Source organism: Candidatus Poriferisocius sp. (assembly GCF_965219775.1).
Classification (GTDB): domain Bacteria; phylum Actinomycetota; class Acidimicrobiia; order Acidimicrobiales; family Bin134; genus Poriferisocius.
In genome coordinates this window covers 2929095-2952058 of the sequence record NZ_OZ244793.1, presented here as the reverse complement: position 1 = coordinate 2952058, position 22964 = coordinate 2929095, and the positions used below count along the sequence as shown (strand labels likewise).

At 68.2% G+C, this 22964-nt stretch carries 18 protein-coding genes; 5 read left to right on the top strand and 13 right to left on the bottom strand.

The features are described from left to right. Position 1: 1 nt before the first annotated feature. The 8 genes from ACOQPQ_RS13340 to ACOQPQ_RS13305 all read right to left on the bottom strand — a co-directional run bounded on the left by ACOQPQ_RS13340 (position 2) and on the right by ACOQPQ_RS13305 (position 12034). A complete protein-coding gene (locus tag ACOQPQ_RS13340; RefSeq protein ID WP_420639907.1) occupies positions 2-2815 on the bottom strand; it encodes a molybdopterin dinucleotide binding domain-containing protein in 2814 nt (937 codons plus the stop codon). An 11-nt stretch (positions 2816-2826) separates the two neighbouring features. Beyond that, positions 2827-4341, bottom strand: a complete 1515-nt coding sequence (locus ACOQPQ_RS13335; RefSeq protein WP_420639906.1) for a 4Fe-4S dicluster domain-containing protein — start codon at positions 4339-4341, stop codon at positions 2827-2829. Further along, entirely contained in the window at positions 4338-4961 is a 624-nt protein-coding gene (locus ACOQPQ_RS13330) for a TetR/AcrR family transcriptional regulator (protein ID WP_420639905.1), read from the bottom strand. Before ACOQPQ_RS13330 ends, ACOQPQ_RS13335 begins: the two co-directional genes overlap by 4 nt. 91 nt (positions 4962-5052) lie before the next feature. Continuing rightward, complete coding sequence (locus tag ACOQPQ_RS13325) at positions 5053-5907, bottom strand: phosphate acyltransferase (RefSeq protein WP_420640416.1); 855 nt, start codon at positions 5905-5907, stop codon at positions 5053-5055. 71 nt (positions 5908-5978) lie between these two features. Then, the gene (locus ACOQPQ_RS13320; RefSeq protein WP_420639904.1) at positions 5979-7040 is read right to left on the bottom strand and encodes an ABC transporter permease; all 1062 of its coding nucleotides are present in this window, start codon (positions 7038-7040) and stop codon (positions 5979-5981) included. Beyond that, entirely contained in the window at positions 7040-7813 is a 774-nt protein-coding gene (locus tag ACOQPQ_RS13315; RefSeq protein ID WP_420640415.1) for an ATP-binding cassette domain-containing protein, read from the bottom strand. The genes ACOQPQ_RS13320 and ACOQPQ_RS13315 overlap by 1 nt, the downstream gene beginning before the upstream one ends. A 749-nt stretch (positions 7814-8562) precedes the next feature. Further along, positions 8563-10626: an ABC transporter substrate-binding protein gene (locus tag ACOQPQ_RS13310; RefSeq protein WP_420639903.1), complete on the bottom strand. Its 2064-nt coding sequence runs from the start codon at positions 10624-10626 to the stop codon at positions 8563-8565. A 34-nt stretch (positions 10627-10660) separates the two neighbouring features. Continuing rightward, a complete protein-coding gene (locus ACOQPQ_RS13305; RefSeq protein ID WP_420639902.1) occupies positions 10661-12034 on the bottom strand; it encodes an aminotransferase class III-fold pyridoxal phosphate-dependent enzyme in 1374 nt (457 codons plus the stop codon). A gap of 125 nt (positions 12035-12159) precedes the next feature. On the opposite strand from ACOQPQ_RS13305, the gene ACOQPQ_RS13300 reads away from it, so the two are divergent. From ACOQPQ_RS13300 to ACOQPQ_RS13285, 4 genes are all read left to right on the top strand, one after another. After that, entirely contained in the window at positions 12160-13509 is a 1350-nt protein-coding gene (locus tag ACOQPQ_RS13300) for an MFS transporter (protein WP_420639901.1), read from the top strand. Positions 13510-13572: 63 nt separating this feature from the next. Beyond that, on the top strand, positions 13573-14676 hold the full coding sequence (locus tag ACOQPQ_RS13295) for a hypothetical protein (protein WP_420639900.1): 1104 nt from the start codon (positions 13573-13575) through the stop codon (positions 14674-14676). A 9-nt stretch (positions 14677-14685) separates the two neighbouring features. Next, positions 14686-15585, top strand: a complete 900-nt coding sequence (locus ACOQPQ_RS13290) for a 1,4-dihydroxy-2-naphthoyl-CoA synthase (protein ID WP_420639899.1) — start codon at positions 14686-14688, stop codon at positions 15583-15585. Between the two features lie 195 nt (positions 15586-15780). After that, the gene (locus tag ACOQPQ_RS13285; RefSeq protein ID WP_420640414.1) at positions 15781-16530 is read left to right on the top strand and encodes an SDR family NAD(P)-dependent oxidoreductase; all 750 of its coding nucleotides are present in this window, start codon (positions 15781-15783) and stop codon (positions 16528-16530) included. Between the two features lie 9 nt (positions 16531-16539). Here the strand turns inward: ACOQPQ_RS13285 and ACOQPQ_RS13280 are convergent, their stop codons facing one another. The 3 genes from ACOQPQ_RS13280 to ACOQPQ_RS13270 all read right to left on the bottom strand — a co-directional run bounded on the left by ACOQPQ_RS13280 (position 16540) and on the right by ACOQPQ_RS13270 (position 19410). Further along, positions 16540-17733, bottom strand: a complete 1194-nt coding sequence (locus tag ACOQPQ_RS13280; protein WP_420639898.1) for an amidohydrolase family protein — start codon at positions 17731-17733, stop codon at positions 16540-16542. A gap of 104 nt (positions 17734-17837) precedes the next feature. Continuing rightward, entirely contained in the window at positions 17838-18620 is a 783-nt protein-coding gene (locus ACOQPQ_RS13275) for a CPBP family intramembrane glutamic endopeptidase (protein ID WP_420639897.1), read from the bottom strand. Between the two features lie 25 nt (positions 18621-18645). After that, positions 18646-19410 (bottom strand): SDR family NAD(P)-dependent oxidoreductase, encoded by a 765-nt coding sequence (locus ACOQPQ_RS13270; RefSeq protein ID WP_420639896.1) that lies wholly within the window; start codon positions 19408-19410, stop codon positions 18646-18648. A 76-nt stretch (positions 19411-19486) separates the two neighbouring features. Between ACOQPQ_RS13270 and ACOQPQ_RS13265 the strand changes: the two genes are divergently transcribed. Beyond that, positions 19487-19912, top strand: coding sequence for a DUF1761 domain-containing protein (locus ACOQPQ_RS13265; RefSeq protein ID WP_420639895.1), 426 nt, complete (start codon positions 19487-19489; stop codon positions 19910-19912). On the opposite strand, the gene ACOQPQ_RS13260 is transcribed toward ACOQPQ_RS13265, so the two are convergent. Together ACOQPQ_RS13260 and ACOQPQ_RS13255 are read right to left on the bottom strand one after the other, a co-directional pair. Continuing rightward, positions 19873-22056, bottom strand: a complete 2184-nt coding sequence (locus ACOQPQ_RS13260) for an acetate--CoA ligase family protein (protein ID WP_420639894.1) — start codon at positions 22054-22056, stop codon at positions 19873-19875. The genes ACOQPQ_RS13265 and ACOQPQ_RS13260 overlap by 40 nt on opposite strands. Beyond that, positions 22053-22913, bottom strand: a complete 861-nt coding sequence (locus ACOQPQ_RS13255; RefSeq protein WP_420639893.1) for an amidohydrolase family protein — start codon at positions 22911-22913, stop codon at positions 22053-22055. Before ACOQPQ_RS13255 ends, ACOQPQ_RS13260 begins: the two co-directional genes overlap by 4 nt. Positions 22914-22964: the final 51 nt, after the last annotated feature.

Below are 22964 nucleotides of genomic sequence, written 5' to 3'. Positions count from 1 at the left end.
TTCAGAGGGCATAGGCGGCCGGGGCGGGCTTGAGCGGGCGGGAGTACCACAGGGGTCGGCGCAGGCCTCCGGGGCCGGGGGCCGGGCGGGTCATGGCCAACCACTCCTGGTAGGCCTTGCGGGCCTCGGCGGTGTCCACCACCACGTCGCCGTAGGCGTCATCGGGCTGCGCGGGCCCCACCCGCACCCGTTGATGCCAGCACTGCATGCCCGACACCGGGTCGGGCTGCACGCAAAACGTGAGGTTCTGGTGAACCCCGGTGTCGTTCCACCAGATGCGATCGGTGTCGTCGTCGGCGCTGGCATGACGCTGCGGGCGGCCCTGGCGGCGCAGTCGCCACACCGTGCCGTCGTTGCTGATGTCGGCGTCGCCCCCGGTCCACGACCCTCCCCCGTCGGGGTCGAGGCGCCAGCGACCCATGTGGTGGGACGCGGCCACCACCCCCGGTCGGATGCCCTCGGTGCGCCAGGCACCGATGACGAAGTGGCCGATTCGGGTGGTGATCCGCACCAGGCCGCCCTCTTCGATGCCCAGGGCCTCGGCGTCGGAAGGGTGAATCCACAGCGGGTGGCGGTGGCTGAGTTCCGACAGCCACTTGCTGTTGGCCGATCGGGTGTGGATCAGCGTGGGGATGCGGAAGGTGGGCAGCAGGATGCGCTCGTCGCCCGCCAGATCGAGGTGCTCCCAGTGAACGTGCGACGGGATCCAGGTGGGGGTGGCGTACTCGGGCCAGCCCCAGTCGGCCAGTGTCCGGGAGAACAGCTCCAGCTTGCGCGACGGCGTGGGAAAGCCCTCCCGGGCGGTGCCGTCCACCTCCACCGCGGGTGAGCCGTCCCCGAGGGCGGGCAGCGTCAAACCGGCCAGATCGTCGGTGGTGCCCGACCAGGCCCCCGGGGTGCCGGCACGGCGGTAGACCCCGGAGTCGTCGCGCCGGCAGTCCTGCAGGTCGTCGGGGTCGACCTCCCGCTCGTAGGGCAGGTAGGTGTCGCCGTCGATGGCGTAGGCCCCCCGGTCGCGCATGTAGTCCAGCGGGGACTGCCCGGCTGCCTCGGCGTCGGCGGCCAACCCGGGCACCGCGGTGAACATGGCCTCGTAGTACTCGTCCACGCTCATGGGGGTCCCCGGCCGGTTCGGACTCTCGAACCACCGACGGACGCCCAGGCTGCCGTCGGCGTCGATGCGCCACGACAGGTCCATCCAGAACTCGTTTTCCTCCCACACCTCACCGGGATTGAACTCGTGGGTGCGCGACTGCGAGTTCACGGATTCGCCCCGAATCTCGGCGTAGCGGCGCAGCACCGGTTGGCGAAAGCCGATCCAGCGGCCGGCGTGGGTCTCGAAACTGGCCACATCGTGGCGCTCCGCGCCCACGCCCATGGGCAGCACGTAGTCGGCAAAAGTGGCCGTTTCCGACCAGGTGGGGGTGAGGGCCACATGGCAGGCCACCTTGTCGGGGTCGAGCAGCGCCTCCAGCCAACTGAACCCGTCGGGATTGGTCCACACCGGGTTGTAGACCCGGCTGAAGTACACCTCGAGACGGCCCCGACCCTCGGCCAGGAAGTGGGGCAACAGGATGGACATCTCGTGGTGGGCCAGCGGATACTCCCGCGGCCAGCTCAGCTCGTTCCACCGCTCGAAGGCGGGCGCGCCCGGCGGGTGGGGTGCCTTGTACTTGTTCCAGCCGTTGCCGGTGGTGCCACCCACGGTGCCCACCGACCCGGTGAGCACGTTGAGGAAGAACAGGCAGCGGGCCGTCTGCCATCCGCCCAGGTTGCCCGCCCCCGCCGCCCGCCAGTTGTGGGAGGCGAACTTGGTGGGGTGGGCGCCGATGATCCGGGCGATCTCGATGATCTGGGTGGCGGGCACCCCGCACACCCGTTCGGCCTCCTCAGGGGTGTAGGCGGCGTAGTCGTGGAGCAGGGCGGGGCCCACCGAGTCGATCGACATCGGTCGGCCGGGGTGGCGCTCGCGCAGATATTCCTCCCAGTTGGTCCACCGGCGAACGAAGTCTTGCTCCCAGGTGTCGTTGAGCAGCAGGAGTCGGGCGATGGCCAACAACAAGAAGGGCTCGGTGCCCGGCCAGGCGGGCACCCAGTGGTCGGCTTTGGAGCCGGTGTTGGACAGTCGGGGGTCGACGCAGATGACGGTGGCCCCCTGGCTCTGGGCCTCGATGATCCGCTGGGCGTGGGGATTGAAATAGTGGCCCGATTCCAGGTGCGACGAGATGAGGAAGATCACCTCGGCATTGGCGAAATCCGAGGACGGGCGGTCGTGGCCCATCCAGCTCTGGTAACCCACCCGGGCGTTGGAGCTGCAGATGTTGGTGTGGCTGTTGTGGCCGTCCACGCCCCAGCACTTGAGCACCCGCTCGGCGAAGCCGTCCTCGCCTGGGCGGCCCACGTGGTACATGACCTCGTCGTGGCGACCCTCGGTGATGGCCGTTCGGATGCGCCCGGCGATGTCGGTGAGGGCGTCCTCCCAGCTCACCCGCTCCCACTGTCCGCCCCCCCGTTGCCCGGCTCGCTTCAGCGGGTACAGGATGCGCTCGTGGTCGTCGATCTGGTTGAGGGTGGCGGGACCCTTGGCGCAGTTGCGGCCCCGGCTGGCCGGGTGCAACGGATTGCCCTCGATACGGTCGATGCGGCCGGTGTCGTGGTTCACATGACACACCAACCCACACGCGGCCTCACAGTTGAAACAGGTGGTGGGGACCAGGGTGTGATGCTGCTCCACCCGCCGGGGCCACGCCTTGGCGTCCAACGACACGGCGTCGTGCCAGGTTTCGTGCGGGGGGTAGCTGCGCAGTTCTTCCATGGTGACGCTTCCTAGGAAAGCGGGACGGATTGGCCCGCCCGCACAAAGCAATCCTCGTAGAACCACATGCCCACCACCGCGCTGATGCCGGCCACCGCGGCCGGTCCGGCCCCCCAATCGGCGGCCAGCCCAGCGCCGACCACCACGGCGGGAACCACCAGTCCGAGTCCCACCCCGCCGGCCCAGAAGCGGCGGGCGTATCGTCCCCGGGTCATGACGGCCACCGCCACCTCCACGTGGGCCGTTCCCCGCGACATGATCTCCGAGACCACCAACACGGCGGTTCCCAGCACGCCGGCCAACAGCACCCACTGCACGGCCACCGGGTCGGGGCCGTCCATGGCCAGTCCGGCCACCGCGTAGGCGGCACCCCCGGCGGTTGACGCCTGGGCCAAGAGCGTGGGCAGCAACAAGGGCGTCTGCCACAGGTCGCGGCCCTCGCATTGGCCGAACAGGAAGGCGGTGTAGCCGGCGGTGGCCGCCGCCAGCACCGCCGCAGGAGCGGCCAACACCGCCAGCGCCCCCGAGGAGCCGACCACGCCGGCCACGAACCAGGCCGCACACACGGCGGCAAACGCCCCCAACACCGCGGCGCCCTTGACCAACCACGACCGGGGGTTGGCCCGGGTGATCAAGTAGAGGAAGCGCCTGGGTTGGCGCAGATCGGCCACCAGCAAGATGCCGGTGACCGCCAGGAACACCCCGGCCACCACCGGAGGCACCACCCCCACCGCAGCCTGGGCCCCGCCGTGGCCGAGCAACACCATCAGGGCGGCCACCGCCATCACCCCGGCCGCCACCGCCTTGGTCACCAGGTAGCTCGACACCTTGGCCTTCCAGGTCATCTCGTGGGCGGTGGTGTAGGTGGTGCGGGCCACCACGCCGTGGCTGTCGGGGGCCACCGTGGGATGGCGGTCGGTGGTGTCGGCCCAGATCATGCCGTCGCCGGCGATAGCGGTGCGGAGCGGATCCAGCGAGGCCTGGTCCACCCCCCGGTAGTACACCTTGGGCAGCGTGTTCTGTTGGGGTGCCCGCACGGCGGTGTCGCTGCGGGCGATGATCCTGGTGGCGGCATCGTCGGGATCGTCCAGGTCGGCCACCTTGATGGCGTGAGTGGGGCACACCACCACGCAGCTCGGCTCGAGACCCTGGTCGATGCGGTGGTTGCAGAAGTTGCACTTGTTGGCCGTGTTGGTGGCCGGATTGATGTAGATGGCGTCGTAAGGGCAGGCGTTCATGCAGCCCTTGCAGCCGATGCAGTTGCCGTCGTCGAAGTCGACCACGCCGTTGTCGGCCCGAAACAGGGCGTTGGTGGGACAGATGGTGATGCAGGGGGCGTCGTCGCAGTGGTTGCACCGCATCACCGAGAAGTGCCGGCTGACGTTGGGGAACTCGCCGGTCTCGATGTACTTCACCCAGGTTCGATTCACCCCCAGCGGCACGTCGTGCTCGCTCTTGCACGCCACCGTGCAGGCGTGGCAGCCGATGCAACTGTCGCTGTCGAGCAGGAAGCCGAGCCGGGTCATGCCACGACCCGGGTGCTCAACTCGGACTTGTTGGCCAGTCGGCGAATCCCCGCGCACAGCAACTCCACCAGGTGCTCGAAGGTGTCCTCGGGGTCGTGGGGCAGGGGATGGCCGTCGCCGGACTCCAGATGGCTGAAGCCGTGGAAGGCGCTGCGCAGCGCCCGGGCGGCGTGGACCCGGTCTTCATCGGTGAGGTCGTAGCCCCGCAGGGTCTGGCCCAACACGCCGAGCACCCCTTCCACCGCGGCTTCCAGCGTGGCGTCTCCCGCACAGGGGTAGCGGTCGGTGGCGGCGTAGATGCCGGGGTGCTCCCGGACCATCTTCCGCCAGGCGTGGCCCACCGCAGCCACGGAGTCGTCGCCCGACAGGCCGATGGCTGCGTCGGCCAGCCGCCGGGCCAGCACCTGTCGGCCCTGCAGGCTGAGGCTCCGGAGCAGATCGTCGTAACCGCCGATGTGGCGATACAGGGCCGGTTGGCGCACCCCGAGCACGTCGGCCACCCGGGTCAGCGTCAGGCGGTCGAGACCTTCGGTGTCGGCAATGCGGGCGGCTGCTTCGATCACCCGCTCGGTGTCCAGCGGTACCCGCACCGATGTTGAACCGTCCTCTCCAGGGATCATGTTGCCTTTCCCGGGTTCTCCGCTCCGCCATCCGGACGCTGGATGGCCTGCAAGTTAGCAGGTATACCGAAACCGTTAGAATCAATTGACATCAGCGGGTCCGTCGGGCGGCCTGACAGGCAGCGATGACCGCCACGGTGGCGATGTCATGGGCGTCACAGCCCCGAGAGAGGTCGTGAATCACCCGGGCGGTGCCTTGCAGCAGGGGGCCGTAGGCCCGGGCGCCGGCCAGTTGCTGGGTGATCTTGTAGGCGATGTTGCCCGAGTCGAGGTCGGGGAAGACGAACACGTTGGCCCGCCCGGCCACGTCGGAGTCGGGGGCCTTGATGGCGGCCACCTGCTGGTCCCAGGCGGCGTCGAACTGCAGCTCCCCGTCGACGGCCAGCGACGGCACCCGGCAACGGACCTTCTCGGTGGCCGACCGGACGCGCTCCACCCGGGCCCCGTGGGCGCTGCCCAGGGTGGAGTACGACAGCATGGCCACCCGGGGCGTCCCTCCTGCCAGCTCCTGGTGGGTGGCCGCGGTGGACAGGGCGATCGAGGCGAGCTGGTCGGCATCGGGCTCGGGCACCACCCCGCAGTCCCCGTAGGTGATGGGGGTGCCGTCGGCCAGCACCAACAGGAAGGAACTGCTGATGATGTCGACACCGGGAGCCGTACCGATGCAGTACAGGGCGGCCCGAACCACATCGGCGGTCGGGCGGGAAGCTCCTCCCACGCAGGCGTCGGCCTCGCCGGCGGCCACCATGAGGGCGGCCACGTGGAGGGGATCGTCCCGGTCGATGCGCTCGGCCCACGGCGAGGCCGAGGCCGCGGCCTCCACGGCAGGCGAGCGCAGGCCCTCGGGATCGTCGACCAGGACGGGCACGGCCAACCCCTCCTGATCCAGATGCCGAGCCGCGGCCTGGGCCCGCTCGTCACCGCCGTCGGCCAGCGCCACCCGCATGGGGGTGGCGCGTGCCTGTTGTCGCCACGATTCGGCTACGGACACCTGGTCCGCAGCCGGATCGGGATCGGTCAACCCTTACCCCGCCAGGGGATCAGGCGCTTTTCGGCCATACGCATGGCCACGTCCATGGTCACCCCGAGAATGCTGATCAGGATCACCGCCGACAGCATCAAGTCGAGGAGGAAGAACTGCCGGGCCTTGAAGATGGTGAAACCGAGCCCGGAACTGGCCCCGAGCAGCTCGGCCGCCACCAGCGTGCCCCAGCACACCCCGATGGCCACCCGCAGACCGGTGAAGATCTCGGGCAGCGCGTTGGGCAGGATCACGTGGCGCAGCACTTGGGCCTTGTTGGCTCCCAGGGAGTAGGCGGCGTGCACCTTGGTGGTGTTCACCGCCAGCACACCGGAGCGAGCGGCGATGACCATGATCCAGATCGAGGCGAACAGCAGCAAGTTGACCTTGCCCTCTTCACCGATGCCGAACCACACGATGAACAGGGGGATCAGCGCCAGGGGCGGGATGGGCCGGAGCAACTCCACCACAGGGTCGAAGATGCCCCGCCAGCGGCTGGACAGGCCCATGGACAAGCCGATGGGTACGCCGATGGCCACCCCCCAGAACAGCCCCTTGGCCAATCGGCTGAAGCTCAGCCACAGGTGCTGCCACAGGGTGAAACCGCTGTAGCCGTTGCGGGCAAAGTCCCAAGCTGCGTCCCACACCTGACCGGGGCTCGGCAGTGTCGACTCGCTGAGCCACTGGGTGTAGGAGCACGGGGGCAGGCCGGGAAACTCCGAAGGATTGTCGGCCGCCCGGTCGCAGTCCCGCAGTAGATCCCGCTGACCGTAGCTCTCGTCTGCGGAGAGCTTGGCCCGCTCCTCGTCGGCGTAGTCATACCACTCTTGGGGAAGTCCCCACACCGTGGTGGACAGGAACCACAACAAGATGACCACGATCAAGCTGATGGCCGTCCACACCAGGGCGCCGCTCACTTCGGCGGCGTCGCCGAAGGTGACGGTCTTGCGGGCGCTGGGGCCGGATTTGCGGAACAGCCAGTTGAACGGCCAGTTCACCAGCCGGTTCTGCTGTTCGATGTTGTCCTTGATGGCGTGTCCGCCGGGGCCTTCTACCATCAGCTTGCTCCTGCCGTTCCCATGATCTGCTCTTCCATCTCCCAAATCATCGTGAGGATCTCCTCACGGGTTTGGATGAACTCCGGTGAGGTCTTCAGTTCCCGAGCATCGGCGGTGAGCGCCTGCTCAGCGAACGGAAGGTTGTAGACCCGTTCGATGCGGCCGGGACGAGGGGCCATCACGAAGAGTTGGTCACCCAGATAGAGCGCCTCTTCCACGCTGTGGGTCACCAACACGATGGTCTTGCCTGTCTCGTTCCACAGGTTGAGCACCAGGGCCTGCATCTTCTCTCGGGTGAGGGCATCCAGGGCGCCCAAGGGCTCGTCCATGAGGATGAGCTTGGGATCGTTGGCCAGGCAGCGGGCCAAGGCCACCCGCTGCTGCATGCCGCCGGAGAGTTCGTACACGGCCTTGTCGCCGAAGTCCTGCAGGCCGACGATGCGCAGCAAGTCCTGGACCGCCTCGCGCGAGGCCGGCCGGGAGCGACCGTTCATGCGGGCTCCGAACCCCACGTTGTCGTTCACGGTCAACCACTCGAACAGGGCACCCCGCTGGAACACCATTCCCCGGTCCTGTCCCGGCCCGGTGATGGGCTCGCTACCCAGCCTCACCTCCCCGGAGGTGGGGGCCAAGAAACCGGCCACAATGTTCAGCAGGGTGGTCTTGCCGCATCCCGACGGGCCCAAAAGGGTGAGCAGGCGACCGGGTTCCAGCGTGAAGGTGACGTCCTTGAGCGCCTCCACCGAACCGCCGTCGGGCAGCTCGTACACCATCCCCAGGCTCTCCACCACCAATGGGCTCTCGGTCCGGGACTCCCGGGCGACCTCAACCTTGGAGGGATCGAAACGCACCTCGGGCCGGGCCAGCATGAACCAGGCCCGAGTCAGGATGAACACGGTGACCAGCAGACCCATGTAGGGGATCGACGAGTCCTCCCGCTGCATCCACGCCAGCAGCACCGCGATCACACAGGTGGCCGCCAGGGTCAGCCACACCCCGTGGACCATGGCGTCCTGGCTGGCTTCGCCGGCTCGACGGTACAGCACCATGATGGCCATCAGCACGGCACCACCTACGAGGGCCAACACCGGCTGCCACCACGACGCCGTGTCGCGGAAGGCCAACACGATCCCCCCGAGCAGGGAGACGCTGGCCATGATCTGGCCGATCAAGATGATCCCGTCACGGGGGTGCGCAGCCCGGTCGGCGTCCTTGAACCTCCGCGACGGCGTCGTCAGCAGGTCCAGGGTCATAAGCACCGCGCCGACGGCGGTAAGGGCCAACAGCGCTACCGACAGCCAGTAGGCACCTCGCGCCACGACGTAGGTGAAGCCGTCGTAAACGTCAGCTAGGCCTTGGACAAATGAATCCATGCGAGCCCCCCTTTGGTCTCCATGTCCTCGGTATGTAAATCAGTCCCAGAGTGATGGGAACTATTTGGCGAGTGTGACCCTAGCCGCTGGAAGCCGGCCGGGTCCGCGTTGGGTGGGACCCGTACGGGGCCCCACCCAACGCGTCTCGATCAGTTGACCGCTTCGAGGAAGCTGGTGTCGACGAAGGGTTCGTAGCTGGCCAGGGCGGAGGGGATTTCGCCTTGGGCGACGAAGAAGTCCATTTGGTCCTTCATCACCTGCTGCACGGTGCCGCCGAGCCAATCCTCGGAGAGCTGCACGTCCCTCTCGGGGAACGAGAACGCATCCAGCAAGGCGATGGTGGACTCCCGGTCCATGCCCGCCGCCTCAGCGATGGTGTCGATGAACGGCCCCCGGTCAGCGTTGTACGCCCGATTCGCGTCCTCGGTCACCTGCAAGAAGCCGGTCACGATGCTGGGATGGTCCTGGGCGAAGTCGCCGGTGGTGGAGATGATGTCGAACACCCGGATGCCGATGGCCTCCTGCTCCGAACCGGTCATCACCAGATTCCCACCGTTGGCGATCATCTGGTTCACCGCCCCGCCGAACGCACACGCCATGGCCACCTGACCCGAATCCAACGCCGCCACCGCAGCAGGGCCACCCTCGGACTGGATCAACTCCACCGTGGAGGTGTCCACCCCCAGATGCTCCAACATCTTCAACAACTTGAAGTGCGTCACATTGCCCAACGGCGTGTAAATGCTCTGACCCGCCAACGTCTCCGCCGCGTTCTCCGCTGTAATCCCCATATCAGGATTGGCCACACAGTTGTCCGCATCGGCATAGCTCACCGCCACCCCGACCAACAACAAATCAGAACCACTGTTCACGAAATTGGCGAACGGCGTCAACCCCTGCGAGTACGAGATGTCGATGTCACCCGACTCCATCGCCTGGGCCATGTCACCGCCCGACGCGAACGGAATCCAATTCACCGTCAAACCCAACGCCTCGTCATAGGTCTGCTCCGCCTGAGCCACCTGATTCGCCGTCGGCCACTCCAAGAAATACGCCACATTCAACTCATCCAACGCCATTTCGTCACCACCAGCAGAACCGCCGGTGCGCCCCTGCACGGCTTCGAGGAAGCTGGTGTCGACGAAGGGTTCGTAGCTGGCCAGGGCGGAGGGGATTTCGCCTTGGGCGACGAAGAAGTCCATTTGGTCCTTCATCACCTGCTGCACGGTGCCGCCGAGCCAATCCTCGGAGAGCTGCACGTCCCTCTCGGGGAACGAGAACGCATCCAGCAAGGCGATGGTGGACTCCCGGTCCATGCCCGCCGCCTCAGCGATGGTGTCGATGAACGGCCCCCGGTTGTCGTTGTAGGCCGCGTTGGCGTCCTCGGTCACCTGCAGGAAGCCCGTGACCACGTCAGGGTGCTCAGCGGCAAACGTACCGGTGGTGGAGATGATGTCGAACACCCGGATGCCGATGGCCTCCTGCTCCGAACCGGTCATCACCAGATTCCCACCGTTGGCGATCATCTGGTTCACCGCCCCGCCGAACGCACACGCCATGGCCACCTGACCCGAATCCAACGCCGCCACCGCAGCAGGGCCACCCTCGGACTGGATCAACTCCACCGTGGAGGTGTCCACCCCCAGATGCTCCAACATCTTCAACAACTTGAAGTGCGTCACATTGCCCAACGGCGTGTAAATGCTCTGACCCGCCAACGTCTCCGCCGCGTTCTCCGCTGTAATCCCCATATCAGGATTGGCCACACAGTTGTCCGCATCGGCATAGCTCACCGCCACCCCGACCAACAACAAATCAGAACCACTGTTCACGAAATTGGCGAACGGCGTCAACCCCTGCGAGTACGAGATGTCGATGTCACCCGACTCCATCGCCTGGGCCATGTCACCGCCCGACGCGAACGGAATCCAATTCACCGTCAAACCCAACGCCTCGTCATAGGTCTGCTCCGCCTGAGCCACCTGATTCGCCGTCGGCCACTCCAAGAAATACGCCACATTCAACTCATCCAACGCCGCGCTGCCTCCGCCGTCACCAGCAGCCCCGTCGCCGGCGTCGCCGCCGTCATCGGGTTCGGTGGTGGTCGGGGTATCGTCGTCCGGCGGAGCGTCGGCGCCTCCGGAGTCGTCGTCGTTGCCGCACGCCGCGGCAACGAGCCCCAGCACCATCAGCAAAGCCAGTAGTCGCTTCATGTTGGTCCCTCCATGTCCATGGATGTCGTTCGCCTCATGTCGAGGCCTTTAGCCAACCGCCCAGGCGGTCGAGTACTTGGTCGATCCGGCTCAGCAGATCGTCGATCACAGTAGCGTCTGCCACCAGGGGTGGTGAGATGGTGAGCATGGCGGCACCCCGGGAGTCCGGCCGCACCAGCACCCGGGCCTCTCGGATGAACTGTTCTAGCACACCGCCGGGCAGAAGTTGGGCAAACTCGGCCTCGGTGAGGTCGACGCCCGAGGTTCGATCCCGCATCAGCTCCACCGCGTAGAAGTAGCCCGTGCCCCGCACGTCCTTGACGCAGGCGTGGGAGGCCATCAGCTCGTGCAGCCCGTCCGAGAGGTGGGCTTCGAGACGCAGCACGTTGTCCAGGACGCCCTCGTCGCGCATGGCGGTCATGTTGGCCACCGCCACCGCGGTGGCCACCGGGTGGCCGCCGAAGGTGGCACCGTGGCTGAACATGGCCAGCGGGGAGTCCCACACCCGCTCCACCAGCGAAGGCCGGGTGACGAAGCCGCCCAAGGGCACGTAGGCACTGGTGACGCCCTTGGCGAAGGTGATCAGGTCGGGGGCCGCGCCGAAGCGCTCGCTGCCGAACCAGTGGCCGAGACGCCCGAAGGAGTTGATCACCTCATCGGCGCAGAGCAGCACCCCGTAGGTGTCGCAGATGCGTCGCAGTTCCTCCCAATAGCCCTTGGGGGGCACCAGAGCGCCGCGGCCGTTCTGCACCGGTTCGGCGACCACCATGGACACCGTTTCGGGCCCCTCGGCAACGATGGCCTCCTCGACGGCGGTCACGCAGGGCAGTTCGGCGGCTTCCTGTCCGGGCTCCAGTTGGCAACCCAAGGTGTTGGGCACGTGTCGCACGGAGTCGGAGAGCAACGGCAGGAAAGGGTCGCGCATGTAGGGGATGCCGGTGAGCGACAGGGCGCCGAGCGTGGTGCCGTGGTAGGCCCACTGACGAGCGATGACTTTCTGACGCTGTTCGTCGCCGTTGGCCAGGTGATAGCTGCGGGCGAACTTGAGGACCGACTCCACCGCCTCGGAGCCCGAGTTGACGAAGAACACCCGGTCCAGACCCTCCGGTGCCACCCCGGCAATCATCGACGCCGCCTCCACCGAGGACGGGTGGGCGTACCCCCAGTTGGGGTAGAAGGCCAGCTTGTCCATCTGCTTGGACGCCGCCGCCGTCAGGTCGCTGCGGCCGTGACCGAGGTTGGTGCAGAACAACCCGGCGAGGCCGTCCAGGTACTGGTTGCCGTCAACATCCCAGACATAGCAACCCTCGCCGCGGTCGATCACCAGCAGCTCATCCGACCTCCAGGCGTCGCCCCGGGTGAAGTGAGGCAACAGGTGGCGGCGAGCCCGCTCCCGGACATCCAGCATGCGCTCCTCCCCCCCGACACCAGCGGTTCCCGATCCAGCGTTAGACAGTATCAATGAAGAGTTAGCTTCTGTCAAGAATCTGCAAGTCCGCCTAATCCAGGAAATCTGCCGGTAGGCTGGGGGCAGTGGCCGAGCATGCCGTCGGGTTGCTGAACGAGGACGACGGCGGGGTGGTGGGCGGCCCGTGGATCGACGCCGAGCCCACCGGACGCTCCCTGGGAGCGGCTCGAGCGCTGCTGGCCGGCATGGCGCTCATCATGATGGGCAACGGCCTGCAGGCCGCGGTGCTGGGCGTGCGGGCCGAGAACGAGGGGTTCGGGCCGGCCATCAGCGGCGCGGTCATGGCCGGGTTCTTCCTCGGGTTCCTGTTCGGGGCCAAAATGGCCGAACACTTCCTGGGCGCGGTCGGCCACATCCGGGTGTTTGCCGCGCTGGCCTCATTGGCCTCGGCGGTGTCCATCCTTCACCCGCTGTGGGTCAACCCGCCCGCCTGGGTGGTGCTCCGGGTGCTGTTCGGCTTGGCCATGGCCGGCATCTACGTGACGGTGGAGTCGTGGCTCAACGACATGGGCACCAACGCCAACCGGGGGCGGCTGCTGGGCACCTACTTGGTGGTGTCCATGGGGGGTCTGGCGGGCGGCCAGTTGCTGTTGAACGGCGGCGATCCGGTTGACTTCGACCTGTTCATCTTCTCCTCGGTGCTGATCTCGGTGGCGTTGTTGCCCATCGCGCTCTCGGCCTCCAGCGCTCCCCCGTTGGTGGCGCCCGAGCCATTGCCGTTGCGTCACCTCATCGCGCTGGTGCCCACCGGGGTGCTCACCGCCTTCTGCGCGGGCACCAGCCACGGCGCCCTGTTGGGGGTGGGGGCGGTGTACGCCGCCCGCGAGGGGCTGTCCGCCGCCCGGATCTCTCTGTTTCTGTCGGTGGCCACCCTCGGGGCCATCGTGTTCACCTGGCCCACCGGGGCCCTCTCCGACCGCATCTCCCGGCGGGTGGTGATCTTGGCGGTGGCCGCGGTGGCCGCCGGGGTCGCCGGGGTCATGGTCTGGATCGAACCCGGATCACCGCTGTCGCTGGCTTTCATGTTCCTGTTCGGCGGCACCACCTTCCCCCTCTACTCGCTGGCCATCACCCACACTGCCGACTGGGTACCGTCCAACCAGCTCAACGGGGCCAGCGCTGGTCTGGTGCGGATGACGGGGGTGGGGGCGGTGCTCGGCCCGGTGGCGGCCGGCCTGGCCATGGCGCTGATTGCTCCGTGGGCCTTCTTCGTTGTGCTGGTGGCCCCCCACGCCCTGATTGCGTTGTTCATCGGCGGCAGAATCGCCGCCCGCAAGGGCATCCTGGTGAATGAGCAGAGCGAGTTCTCGCCGTGGCCGGTGCGGGCGTCGGCCATGGCGGTCAACCTGTTGCGCCGACCGCCGCGACCCCGGAGAACCGAAGCCGGTTCGGTGCCCAGCAGCCGTCCCCGCTGACCCCGCCGACCTCTGGATGGCGACCTTCTAGTAATTTCTATTTCTTGTCGATATATTTCCAGCATGTCCATTGTGGCCATGGATGCGGACGCGGCCTTTGACCTGGCCATCGAGTACCAGGCGGTCGCCGATGAGATCGACCGACGGCGGCAACGGTGGGTCACGGTGCTGGAAGAGGTGGACTACTGGCTGGGTCAAGGGCAGTACCCGGTGGGGGCCACGCTCGGGGGGATCAGCCGAGACCTGCGGATCGACGCCGAGGACATCTCGCAGCGAGCCCAGACGATCCTTCTCGGCCCCGAGGGACTGAATCTGGCCCTGTGGGCCATCGACATCCTGCGCACCACCCCCGAGGCCTGGGGCGGGGACGACATCGTGTCACGACGTGACCTGGAGGCCTTCGCCACCCGCACCGACGACCTGGGCGAGGCCGCCCGCATCCTGCTCACCAACCGCAGTGTGTTCACCATGTTGGACACGGCCCAGAACAACCGCGACTACCTGTCGGATCCCATGGAAGGCTTCCAGGCGAGCGGGGGCGACGGCCGCATCAGCCTCGATGATCTGGATGCCTTCGAGGCCAAGATGTCGGCCTACACCACCTTGTTGCCCTACTTGGCCACCATCGACACCGCCGCCCAGGGCGATCCGTCCAAGGCGGACCGCTTCTTGTCCAAGGCCGACTTCGAGACCATCGCCGCCGATGTCCGTCTTCCCCCGGAGGTGCGGGAGGCGGCCGCCGCGGTCATCGCCCACGGGGCCTACCACCGCAAGGACGGCTTCGGTTGGGACGACGTGGGCTTTTGGGCCATGGAGGCCGCCGGGGTGCTGCCGGTGGTGGGCGAGATCGTGGACACCACCCGAGCCCTGTACGCCCTGTCCCAGGGCGATTGGAAATCGGCCCTGATGTTCGCGGCTCGGGTGGCCATGCCCCTGGGGTCGGGCAAGACGCTGCTGGCGGCCCGGGCCCTGGTGGAGATGGGCCGCCGCCGGGCCCACAAGGAGATGCTGGACTTCACGCTGCAGCAATCGGCGAGGAAAGCCAGGACGAGGGTCGCCATGACGGCGCGCCGCGAGACCACCAGCAAAGTCAAGGAGACGTACAACAAGTGGCGGGACGACCGACCCGCCGGATACGAGTACCTTCCGCCACGCTCCCCCTCCTAGTGTCTGCCCATGGTCTCGGAGCTGTTCGACCCTGACCGATGGAGGCCGGTGGAGGGATTCGACCTGACCGACGTCACCTACCACCGGGCCGTGGACCAGGCGACGGTGCGGATCGCCTTCAACCGACCGGAGGTCCGCAACGCCTTTCGGCCCCACACGGTGGACGAGCTGTACCGGACGCTGGACCACGCCCGCATGACCCCCGACGTGGGCACGGTGCTGCTCACCGGCAACGGTCCATCGCCCTCCGACGGGGGCTGGGCGTTCTGCTCGGGCGGCGACCAGCGCATCCGGGGGGCCGACGGCTACCGGTACGCCGAGGGTGACACCGCCGACACGGTGGACCCCGCCCGCACCGGGCGGCTGCACATCCTGGAAGTGCAGCGGCTCATCCGATTCATGCCCAAGGTGGTGATCGCGGTGGTGCCGGGGTGGGCCGCGGGCGGGGGTCACAGCCTGCACGTGGTGAGCGACATGACCCTGGCGTCGGCCGAACACGCCCGCTTCAAGCAGACCGATGCCGACGTGGCCAGCTTCGACGGCGGCTTCGGCTCCGCCTACCTGGCCCGCCAGGTGGGCCAGAAGCGGGCCCGCGAGGTGTTCTTCGTGGGCCGGGCCTACTCCGCGGTCGAGGCCTACGAGATGGGCATGGTCAACGCGGTGGTGCCCCACGACGAGCTGGAGCAGACCGCGCTGGAGTGGGCGGCAGCGGTGAACGCCAAGAGCCCCACCGCCCAGCGCATGCTGAAGTTCGCCTTCAACCTGATCGACGACGGGCTGGTGGGCCAACAGGTGTTCGCCGGGGAGGCCACCCGCCTGGCCTACGGCACCGACGAGGCCGCCGAGGGACGTGATTCGTTCCTGGAGAAGCGCCCGGCCGACTTCTCCCGCTTCCCCTACCAGTTCTAGGCCAGGTTCTCGAACAGTCTTCGACCGAATTGCGACCAGTCCTTGGCCGGCACCAGACGGGTTCTCGGCCAGAAACCGGCTCGCAGCCACCGATCGGTTTAGGGTGCAGCCATGGCCGACACGTCTTCCCCTGATCCGGCAACCGACCCCCGGCTGGCCCCCCGGCCCGAACCGGCTTCGCTGGATGCCGCCCGCATGTTCGACCTGTCGGGTCGGGTGGCCATCGTCACCGGTGGCAGCCGGGGCATCGGCCTGTCCATCGCCCAGGGCTTTGCCGCCCAGGGAGCCAAAGTGGTGGTGGCCAGCCGCAAGGCCGACGCCTGCGACCGGGCGGTGACCGAGATCTCCGAGGCCGGGGGCGAGGCCCTTGCCGTGCCCACCCACATGGGCGACCTCGACAGCGTGAACCACCTGGTCGACGCCACCGTGGACCGCTACGGGGCGGTCGACATCCTGGTCAACAACGCCGCCAACCCCCTGGGTCTGCCCATGGAGCACATCACCCCCGATGCCTGGGAGAAGTCGTTCACCGTCAATCTGCGGGGGCCGTTCTTCTTGTTCCAGCGCTGTCTGCCCTCGTTGTTGGCGTCCGACCACGCCTCGGTCATCAACGTGATCTCGGTGGGGGCCTACATTCCGGCCGCCCACACCGCCATGTACGCGGCCGCCAAGGCGGGGCTGTTGTCGTTCACCCGGTCGATGGCCGGGGTGTACTCCCCCGAGGGCATCCGGGTGAACGCCATCGCACCGGGCACGGTGGACACCACCATGACCCGCAACACCGGCCCGGAGGCCATGGACCGCATGGCCAACCTCAGCTTCATCGGCCGCATCGGTCACCCCGACGAGCTGGTGGGTACCGCCCTGTTGCTGGCCTCCGACGCCGGCAGCTACATCACCGGCCAGTGCATCATCGTGGACGGCGGTTTCGTCCCCGCCCGCTAGCCGCCGGGGTCAGTTCAACTCGAACAGGGCCAGGGCGTTGTCGCGCATGATCTGTTGTTGCTCGTGTTCGGAGCGGTTGGCGATCAGCTCGACGAAGGAGTTGGGGTCGGCCAGGCCCTCGGGATGGGGATGGTCGGAGCCGAACAGCACGCCGGTGGCGCCGATGCGCTCCACCAAGGCCTCCACGTCGTCCTCCGGGTAGGGGGAAACGAAACAGCACTGCTTGAAGATCTCACTGATGCGACCGGCCGGGCGGCCGGCGGGCCAGGGGCCGTAGCGGGCCATGCCCTTCTTCTTGTCCAGCAGGGTCAGCAGATAGTGCACCCAGTCGGAGCCGTTCTCGATGCTGAGGAAGTTGAGGTTGGGGAATCGGGCGTGCATGTTGCCGTACAGCAGGGCCCCGAAGGTCTCCATGATGGGCCGATCCCCGTGGTGAAACGCCCACTGGAAGGCCGACATCTCCCGAACGTTGGCCACCGGGTCGTCGCCCATGCGAACGGCCAGGTCGCCGTAGCGCAAGTCCGAGATGTGGAACGCCACCGGGATCCGGGCCTCGTTCAGGCGAGCCCAGAACGGGTCGTAGTAGGGGTCGGCAATGGATCGGCCCTCGCCGCCCCACGGACAGGGGCGCAGGTGCACGATGCGGGCCCCGGCGGCCAACACCCGATCCAGCTCGGCGATGGCCTGCTCCCGGTGGAGCAGCGACAACAGGGGCGGGGCGAACAGCCGGTCCCGGTGGGCAAACCCCCAATCGTCCTCCAGCCAGCGGTTGAAGGCCCGCAGGTTGGCGTAGGTCTGGTCCACGTCGTCCACCATGTACTCCTCCACCGACACCCCGAACGTGGGCAGCAGGATGGCCCAGTCGACGCCCTGGCGGTCGAGGAGTTCGAGGCGGGCATCGGGCTGCTGGTAGGCCGCCAGCATGTTCTCGGCGGTGTAGGAGTCGCCCCAACCCAGCTCGGGGTTGTCCCGCTTGGCCTTCAACATCTCGTACAGGGAGCCGGGGGCGTTGGTCTTGTCGAACTTCACGTGCATGAAGTTGTAGGGCCGATCGCCCACCGTCACCTGCCACTCGCCGTCGGCGGACCGCCGGGCGGAAATGGCCTGTTCCCGGTAGCGGGACTCGATGTGGCGACTGAAGCAGTCCGGGGCCTCGTAATAGTGGTTGTCGGCGTCAAACGTGCGGTAGCCCAGATCGGCCATGAGCTGCAGCTTATGCCGGTGGTGGTGGAGGCAGGCCCGCAGCATACGCCGGTGGCCGAAACGGTTGGCCCAAAGCCGGATCGATGACGGTGCAGCCGGGCTGGCTACGAGGCGACCGTGAGCACCAGGACGTCGATGGTGAGGGCCACCGCGAAGTGCAGGGCGGCCCCGAGGTAGACCGAGCCGGTGCGCAGGCTCAGAAAGCCGAGGACGGTGCCGGCCACGATCGAACCCAGGGCCTCGGCCAGCGGCTTGGTGAGATGGATCATCACGTAGGGGATCAGCGCCACGAACACCGCCATGGCCCCGAACCGGCGGGCCAGGCCGTGCACCAGCACGCCTCGGAAGAAGAACTCCAGGGCCAGGAACTGACCGGCGTACACCGCCTGCCACCCGTAGAAGCGGGGCCAGTAGCCCACCCCCGGAGGCGGCTCGTAGAACGGGTACGTGTTCTGGAATTCGCCGTTGAAGGCGGCCGCCACCACGAAGGGCAACAGCACCAGATACAGGCCGAGGTAGATGGGGGCGTGGCGACGCAGCCCGGAGCCGGCCCGCAAACCCAGATCCCGCAGGGGGGTCCGCAGCAGGAACCGGGCCACCAGCACGGCGGGCACCACGTAGACCACCCAGCGGAACAGCCCCCAGTACAGGCGCCGGTTGAACACGGCGTGCTCGGATTGGTGCAGGGCCCGATCGAACCGGTCGGACAACCCGTCGAGCGCCAGCCCGTCCATCGTGGCGGTGAGCCAATGGGTGGTGGTGGACAGCCCGCCATACCGAATGGCGATCACCACGCCGATGGCCAACAGGATCAGGGCCACGGCGTGGCGGTCCAGCTCCCCCGGTGCCGGGCCGACCGCCCGCACCCGCTCGGAGATGGCCTTCACGCCGCCGAGCTTGCCGGACCGAGCCTCACGGGGTGAGATACCAGCCGCCGGAGACGTTGATCACCTGGCCGGTGATGTGAGCCGACTCGTCGCTGCACAGAAAGGCAATGGTGTTGGCCACGTCCTCGGGTTCGCCGTGGCGGCGCAGGGGCGTCTCGTCCTTGAAGTGCTCGTAGTAGTCGGCCTGGGCATCCACCCACTTGGATCGCACCAGGCCGGGGGCCACCGCGTTGGCGCGAATGTTGTGGGGGCCCCCTTCAATGGCCACCCCGCGGGTCACCTCCTGCAGGCCGGCCTTGGCGGCGGCGTACGGACCCTCTCGACCGTTGCCCCCCAAGTAGGCGGCCACCGAGGTCACGTTCACAATGCGACCCCAGCGCCGATCCCGCATTCCGCCGATCGTCCGCCAGATGAGCCACCAGCTCGCGGTGAGATCGACGGCGATCACCCGGTCCCAGTCGTCGGGGTCGAAGTCGAAGATGCTGCCCTGAACGTTGACCGCCGCGCTGTTCACCAGGATGTCCACCGAACCCATCTCCTGCTCGATCCGGTCGATGGCGGCGTCCATGGCCGGTCGGTCGGCGATGTCGGCCACGGCGGGCATCACCGGCACGTCGAAGGCGCCCTCCAAGGCTTCGGCGGTCTCGTGGGTTCGGCGACGGTGATGGTCCAGCACCACGATGCCCGCCCCCAAGGCGGCCAGCGTACGGCAGGTGGTGGAGCCGATGGCCGCCCCCGCCGCTCCCGTGACCAGCGCCACTCGTCCGGCAAACTCATCCGCCCTCGGCATGGCGACATGGTACCCAGCCAACCCGGTTGCTCGACCTCGTCGGCGTCCTGATCGGGGCGTGTGTTTGAATTGCCCTATGGACAACCTTGATTTCGCCGAGCTGAACTACTGGGCCATCCTCGTGGCGGTGGCGTTCAACCAGGTGCTGGGCGCCCTCTGGTACGGCACCCTGGCCAAGCCGTGGATGGCCGACACCGGGATCACCCAACAGGACATCGAAGCCATGAAGGGCACGCCCCGCCAGTGGTATCCCTACGTGATCGCCATCGTGCTGGCCTTCATGTTCACCCTCGGACTGGCCCTGCTGGTCCAAGGCACAGAAGCCGACGGCGCGGTCGAGGGGCTCGGGCTCGGCGTGCTGGCCGCCGTGGGATTCGTGTTCACCTCCCAGGCGGTGAACTTCACTTTCGAAGCGCGGCCCCCACGCCTCTTGGCCATCAACGTCGGCTACCCGCTGATCTCCTACGCCGTCATCGGCATCCTCCTAGCTGTCTGGACCTGACGGTTGCGGGCGTGGCGCTTGGCGGCGGCGACGGCAACCATGGCCTCGTCGAAGGCGGTGAACACGGGCAGGTCGACGCGGCGGCCGGTCCGGCGGATGCGATCGACCGACTCGGGTAGGGCGCAATCCAGGTTTCGGGTCACGATGCCCAGGCGGGACCCGGTCCAGGCCTCGGCAGCACGGGCGGCGGTGGCCTCCAGAATGGCATGGAGCCGGTCGATGCCCCCGCCGCCGTAGCTGAAGAAGGCCTGAACGTTGGCGTGGATCACCACGTCGGGGTAGGGCTGGTCGGCCAGGATGGGGTCGATGGCGTTGACCAGCACGTCGGGTTCTGAAATCGGCCCGAATCCGATCTCGATCGGATTGGCCACACTGGTGCCCACACCGTGGCCCAGTTGGCGCAGGGCCCGTTGGGCGGGCTCGCTGACCGGGGCCACTACCAGCCCGGCCCGGTCGGCGGCGTCGGTTCCCAGCACCGAGGCGCCGCCGCCCACGCCCAGCACCAACGTGTCCCGCCCGCCCCCAACGGGAGCGTCGACCCACCGCTGGAGGTAGGCCACCGCGGCCAGCAATTCCTCCAGGGTGTCGACCAGGGTGGCCCCGGTGGCCTCGGCGACGGCATCCCACACCCGGTGGTCGGCGGCCAACGCGCCGGTGTGCGAGGCCGCGGCACCCCCGCCCTGGGCGGTCCGACCCCCCACCAGCATCACCACCGGCGTTCGGCCCTGGGCCTGCTGCAACGCCTCGTACAGTCGGCGACCGTCGCGGGGGTCTTCCAGGTACATACCCAACACCGCGGTGTCGGGATCTTCCACCAGCCACTGGGCCAGCTCGCCCGGGGTGACGTCGATGCAGTTGCCCACCGTGCAGAGCTTGGAGTAGCGGATGCCCCGCACCGCCCCGGCCTTCACCATGTCGCCCGCCAGCCCCCCACTCTGGGAGATCATGGCCACCCGGCCCGCCTCGGTGGGGGCATTGAGCTGAAAGGCCTGGCGGCCGGCCGGGCTGTAGGTCCCCAGGCAATTGGGTCCGATCACCCGAACCCCTGACTGCCGGGCCGCGGCCAGCAGTTCGGCCTCGAGTTCGGCCCCGGCTTCCCCCGCTTCGCTGAAGCCGCCGCTGATGATGTGGACGAATTCCGCCTTTCCGGCTGCGCCCCGGACCACCTCGGCGCACGCCGCCGCGGGCACCGCACCCACCACGTAGTCCACGTCACCGTCGATGTCGGCCACCGAGGCCACCGCAGGCACCCCGTCCATCTCGGTGGCGGTGGGGTGCACGGCCCACAGGTTGCCCGGTCCCCACCCCAGTTCCCGGTACACGGCCAGTTGCGTGCTGCCGAATCCGGTGCCCCGGGTGGACGCCCCGGCCACCGCCACGCCCCGGGGGGCGAACACCCGGGAGAAGTCGGTGTCGGGAGGCGGCTCGGGCCGCCCGGGCGGCGCGCCCGGTGCCGAGATGAGCCGGGCGTCCGCGGCCACCACGCCGTTGGCCGTGCAGATCACCGGGTTGCACTCCAGTTGCACCGACTCTCCGGCCATCGAGGCCGCCACGCCGTCGGGCCCGGCCACCGCCAGCAGCACCTCGATCAACGCCCCGGTGTCGGTCGGGGGCCCGCCCCGGTACCCGCCCAACAGTTCGGCCCCCTTGAACCCGGCCACCATGGCCTCGGCATCGGCTCGGCTGATGGGGGCCAACCGCAACACCACGTCGTCGAGCACCTCGGCCAGAGTGCCTCCCATTCCCAGGGCGGCCACCGGCCCGAAGGGGGGCCGATCCACCACCCCCACCAACAGCTCCACCCCGGCGGGCACCTGCTCCTCGATGAGGAACCCCTCCAGGGTGATACCGGCCGCAGCGGCCGCAGCCGCCATCTCGGCCGCCTCGAAATCCAGTTCGTAGCCGGCCACCCCCAGCCGAACCGCCCCGATCTCGCTCTTGTGGATGAGCCCACCGCCCCACCCCTTGAGCACCAGCGGCTCCCGCAAACCGGCAGACCGGGCGGCGGCGGCCAGCCGGGAAGGATCGGCCAGCGCGTCGGTAAACGAAACGCTGACTCCGGCGGGTACCGCCACCCCGGCGGCGGCCAGGCGGGCCTTCACCTCCGGCTCGGGAACCACCACCTGGTCGGGCCGGGTGGTCACCGGAGGCGGGAGAACACCCGTCGGGCGGTGCCGCCGAGGAGGTTGGCCCGGGCCTCGTCGCCCAGACCCACGTCGGTGAGCTGGCCCAAGGCGTGCCGGTGGCCCACAGTGGGAAAGCCGGTGCCCCACAGACACTTGGTTCGGCCCGCCCGATTGATGAACGACACCAACTCGGGCGACCAGTGGCGGGGCGGGTACACCGAGGTCCCCAGGTACACGTTGGGGAACTTGATGGCCATGGCAATGGCCTCGGCCACCCACGGCCACCCGGTGTGGGACAGCACGAAGCGGACCTCGGGAAAGTAGAGGGCGGGACGGTCCACGCCCACCGGCGCGCCGCACTCGCTGGCCATGAGCCCGCCGGAGGAACCGGCCTGCATCACAAAGGGCACGTCCTGCTCGGCGCACACCGCGTAGTAGGGGTAGTAGTCGGCGTGGTCGAAACGACGGTCGAAGCTGTGGGTGTGGGTGTGCAGGGCCACGCACCAGGGTCGCTCCAGCATGGCGGCGGCGGTGCGCACCCCGGCCGTCCCGGTGCGGGGGTCGACGGACCACTGGCCCCAGAAGCGTCCGGGGTGTGCGACCCAGAGGTCGTCGAGGTCGTCGGGGGTGGCGGCCACCAGTTCGAAATCGGTGGGCTCCAGGTGGGGCGGACGATGGGTGGTCGGGAGGATGAGCGCGGCGACGCCCAACTCGTCCATGCGGGCCACCATGGCACCGGCATCACAGTAGGAATCCTCCGGGTCGGTGCGAACCTGGACGTTGGTCCCGGTGGCCGCCAGGGCGCCAGCCCACACGGTGGCCTGTTCGGGGAAGAACAGGTTGCACCAGTAGTCAACCGCCCCGTCGGTCGGCATTGGGGTGTTCGCGGGCCCGGGGGTGCCCTTCGGCACTGGCTTCCCCGCGGA

What these genes read in the sequence shown, in the direction of transcription:
- ACOQPQ_RS13280 (WP_420639898.1), bottom strand. Translation starts at nt 17,733, where the DNA reads ATGGCCGATCTGGGCTACCGCACGTTTGACGCCGACAACCACTATTAC.
- ACOQPQ_RS13335 (WP_420639906.1), bottom strand. Translation starts at nt 4,341, where the DNA reads ATGACCCGGCTCGGCTTCCTGCTCGACAGCGACAGTTGCATCGGCTGC.
- ACOQPQ_RS13295 (WP_420639900.1), top strand. Translation starts at nt 13,573, where the DNA reads ATGTCCATTGTGGCCATGGATGCGGACGCGGCCTTTGACCTGGCCATC.
- ACOQPQ_RS13285 (WP_420640414.1), top strand. Translation starts at nt 15,781, where the DNA reads ATGTTCGACCTGTCGGGTCGGGTGGCCATCGTCACCGGTGGCAGCCGG.
- ACOQPQ_RS13290 (WP_420639899.1), top strand. Translation starts at nt 14,686, where the DNA reads ATGGTCTCGGAGCTGTTCGACCCTGACCGATGGAGGCCGGTGGAGGGA.
- ACOQPQ_RS13340 (WP_420639907.1), bottom strand. Translation starts at nt 2,815, where the DNA reads ATGGAAGAACTGCGCAGCTACCCCCCGCACGAAACCTGGCACGACGCC.
- ACOQPQ_RS13325 (WP_420640416.1), bottom strand. Translation starts at nt 5,907, where the DNA reads ATGCGGGTGGCGCTGGCCGACGGCGGTGACGAGCGGGCCCAGGCCGCG.
- ACOQPQ_RS13265 (WP_420639895.1), top strand. Translation starts at nt 19,487, where the DNA reads ATGGACAACCTTGATTTCGCCGAGCTGAACTACTGGGCCATCCTCGTG.
- ACOQPQ_RS13270 (WP_420639896.1), bottom strand. Translation starts at nt 19,410, where the DNA reads ATGCCGAGGGCGGATGAGTTTGCCGGACGAGTGGCGCTGGTCACGGGA.
- ACOQPQ_RS13320 (WP_420639904.1), bottom strand. Translation starts at nt 7,040, where the DNA reads ATGGTAGAAGGCCCCGGCGGACACGCCATCAAGGACAACATCGAACAG.
- ACOQPQ_RS13315 (WP_420640415.1), bottom strand. Translation starts at nt 7,813, where the DNA reads ATGGTGTACGAGCTGCCCGACGGCGGTTCGGTGGAGGCGCTCAAGGAC.
- ACOQPQ_RS13330 (WP_420639905.1), bottom strand. Translation starts at nt 4,961, where the DNA reads ATGATCCCTGGAGAGGACGGTTCAACATCGGTGCGGGTACCGCTGGAC.
- ACOQPQ_RS13305 (WP_420639902.1), bottom strand. Translation starts at nt 12,034, where the DNA reads ATGCTGGATGTCCGGGAGCGGGCTCGCCGCCACCTGTTGCCTCACTTC.
- ACOQPQ_RS13255 (WP_420639893.1), bottom strand. Translation starts at nt 22,913, where the DNA reads ATGCCGACCGACGGGGCGGTTGACTACTGGTGCAACCTGTTCTTCCCC.
- ACOQPQ_RS13310 (WP_420639903.1), bottom strand. Translation starts at nt 10,626, where the DNA reads ATGAAGCGACTACTGGCTTTGCTGATGGTGCTGGGGCTCGTTGCCGCG.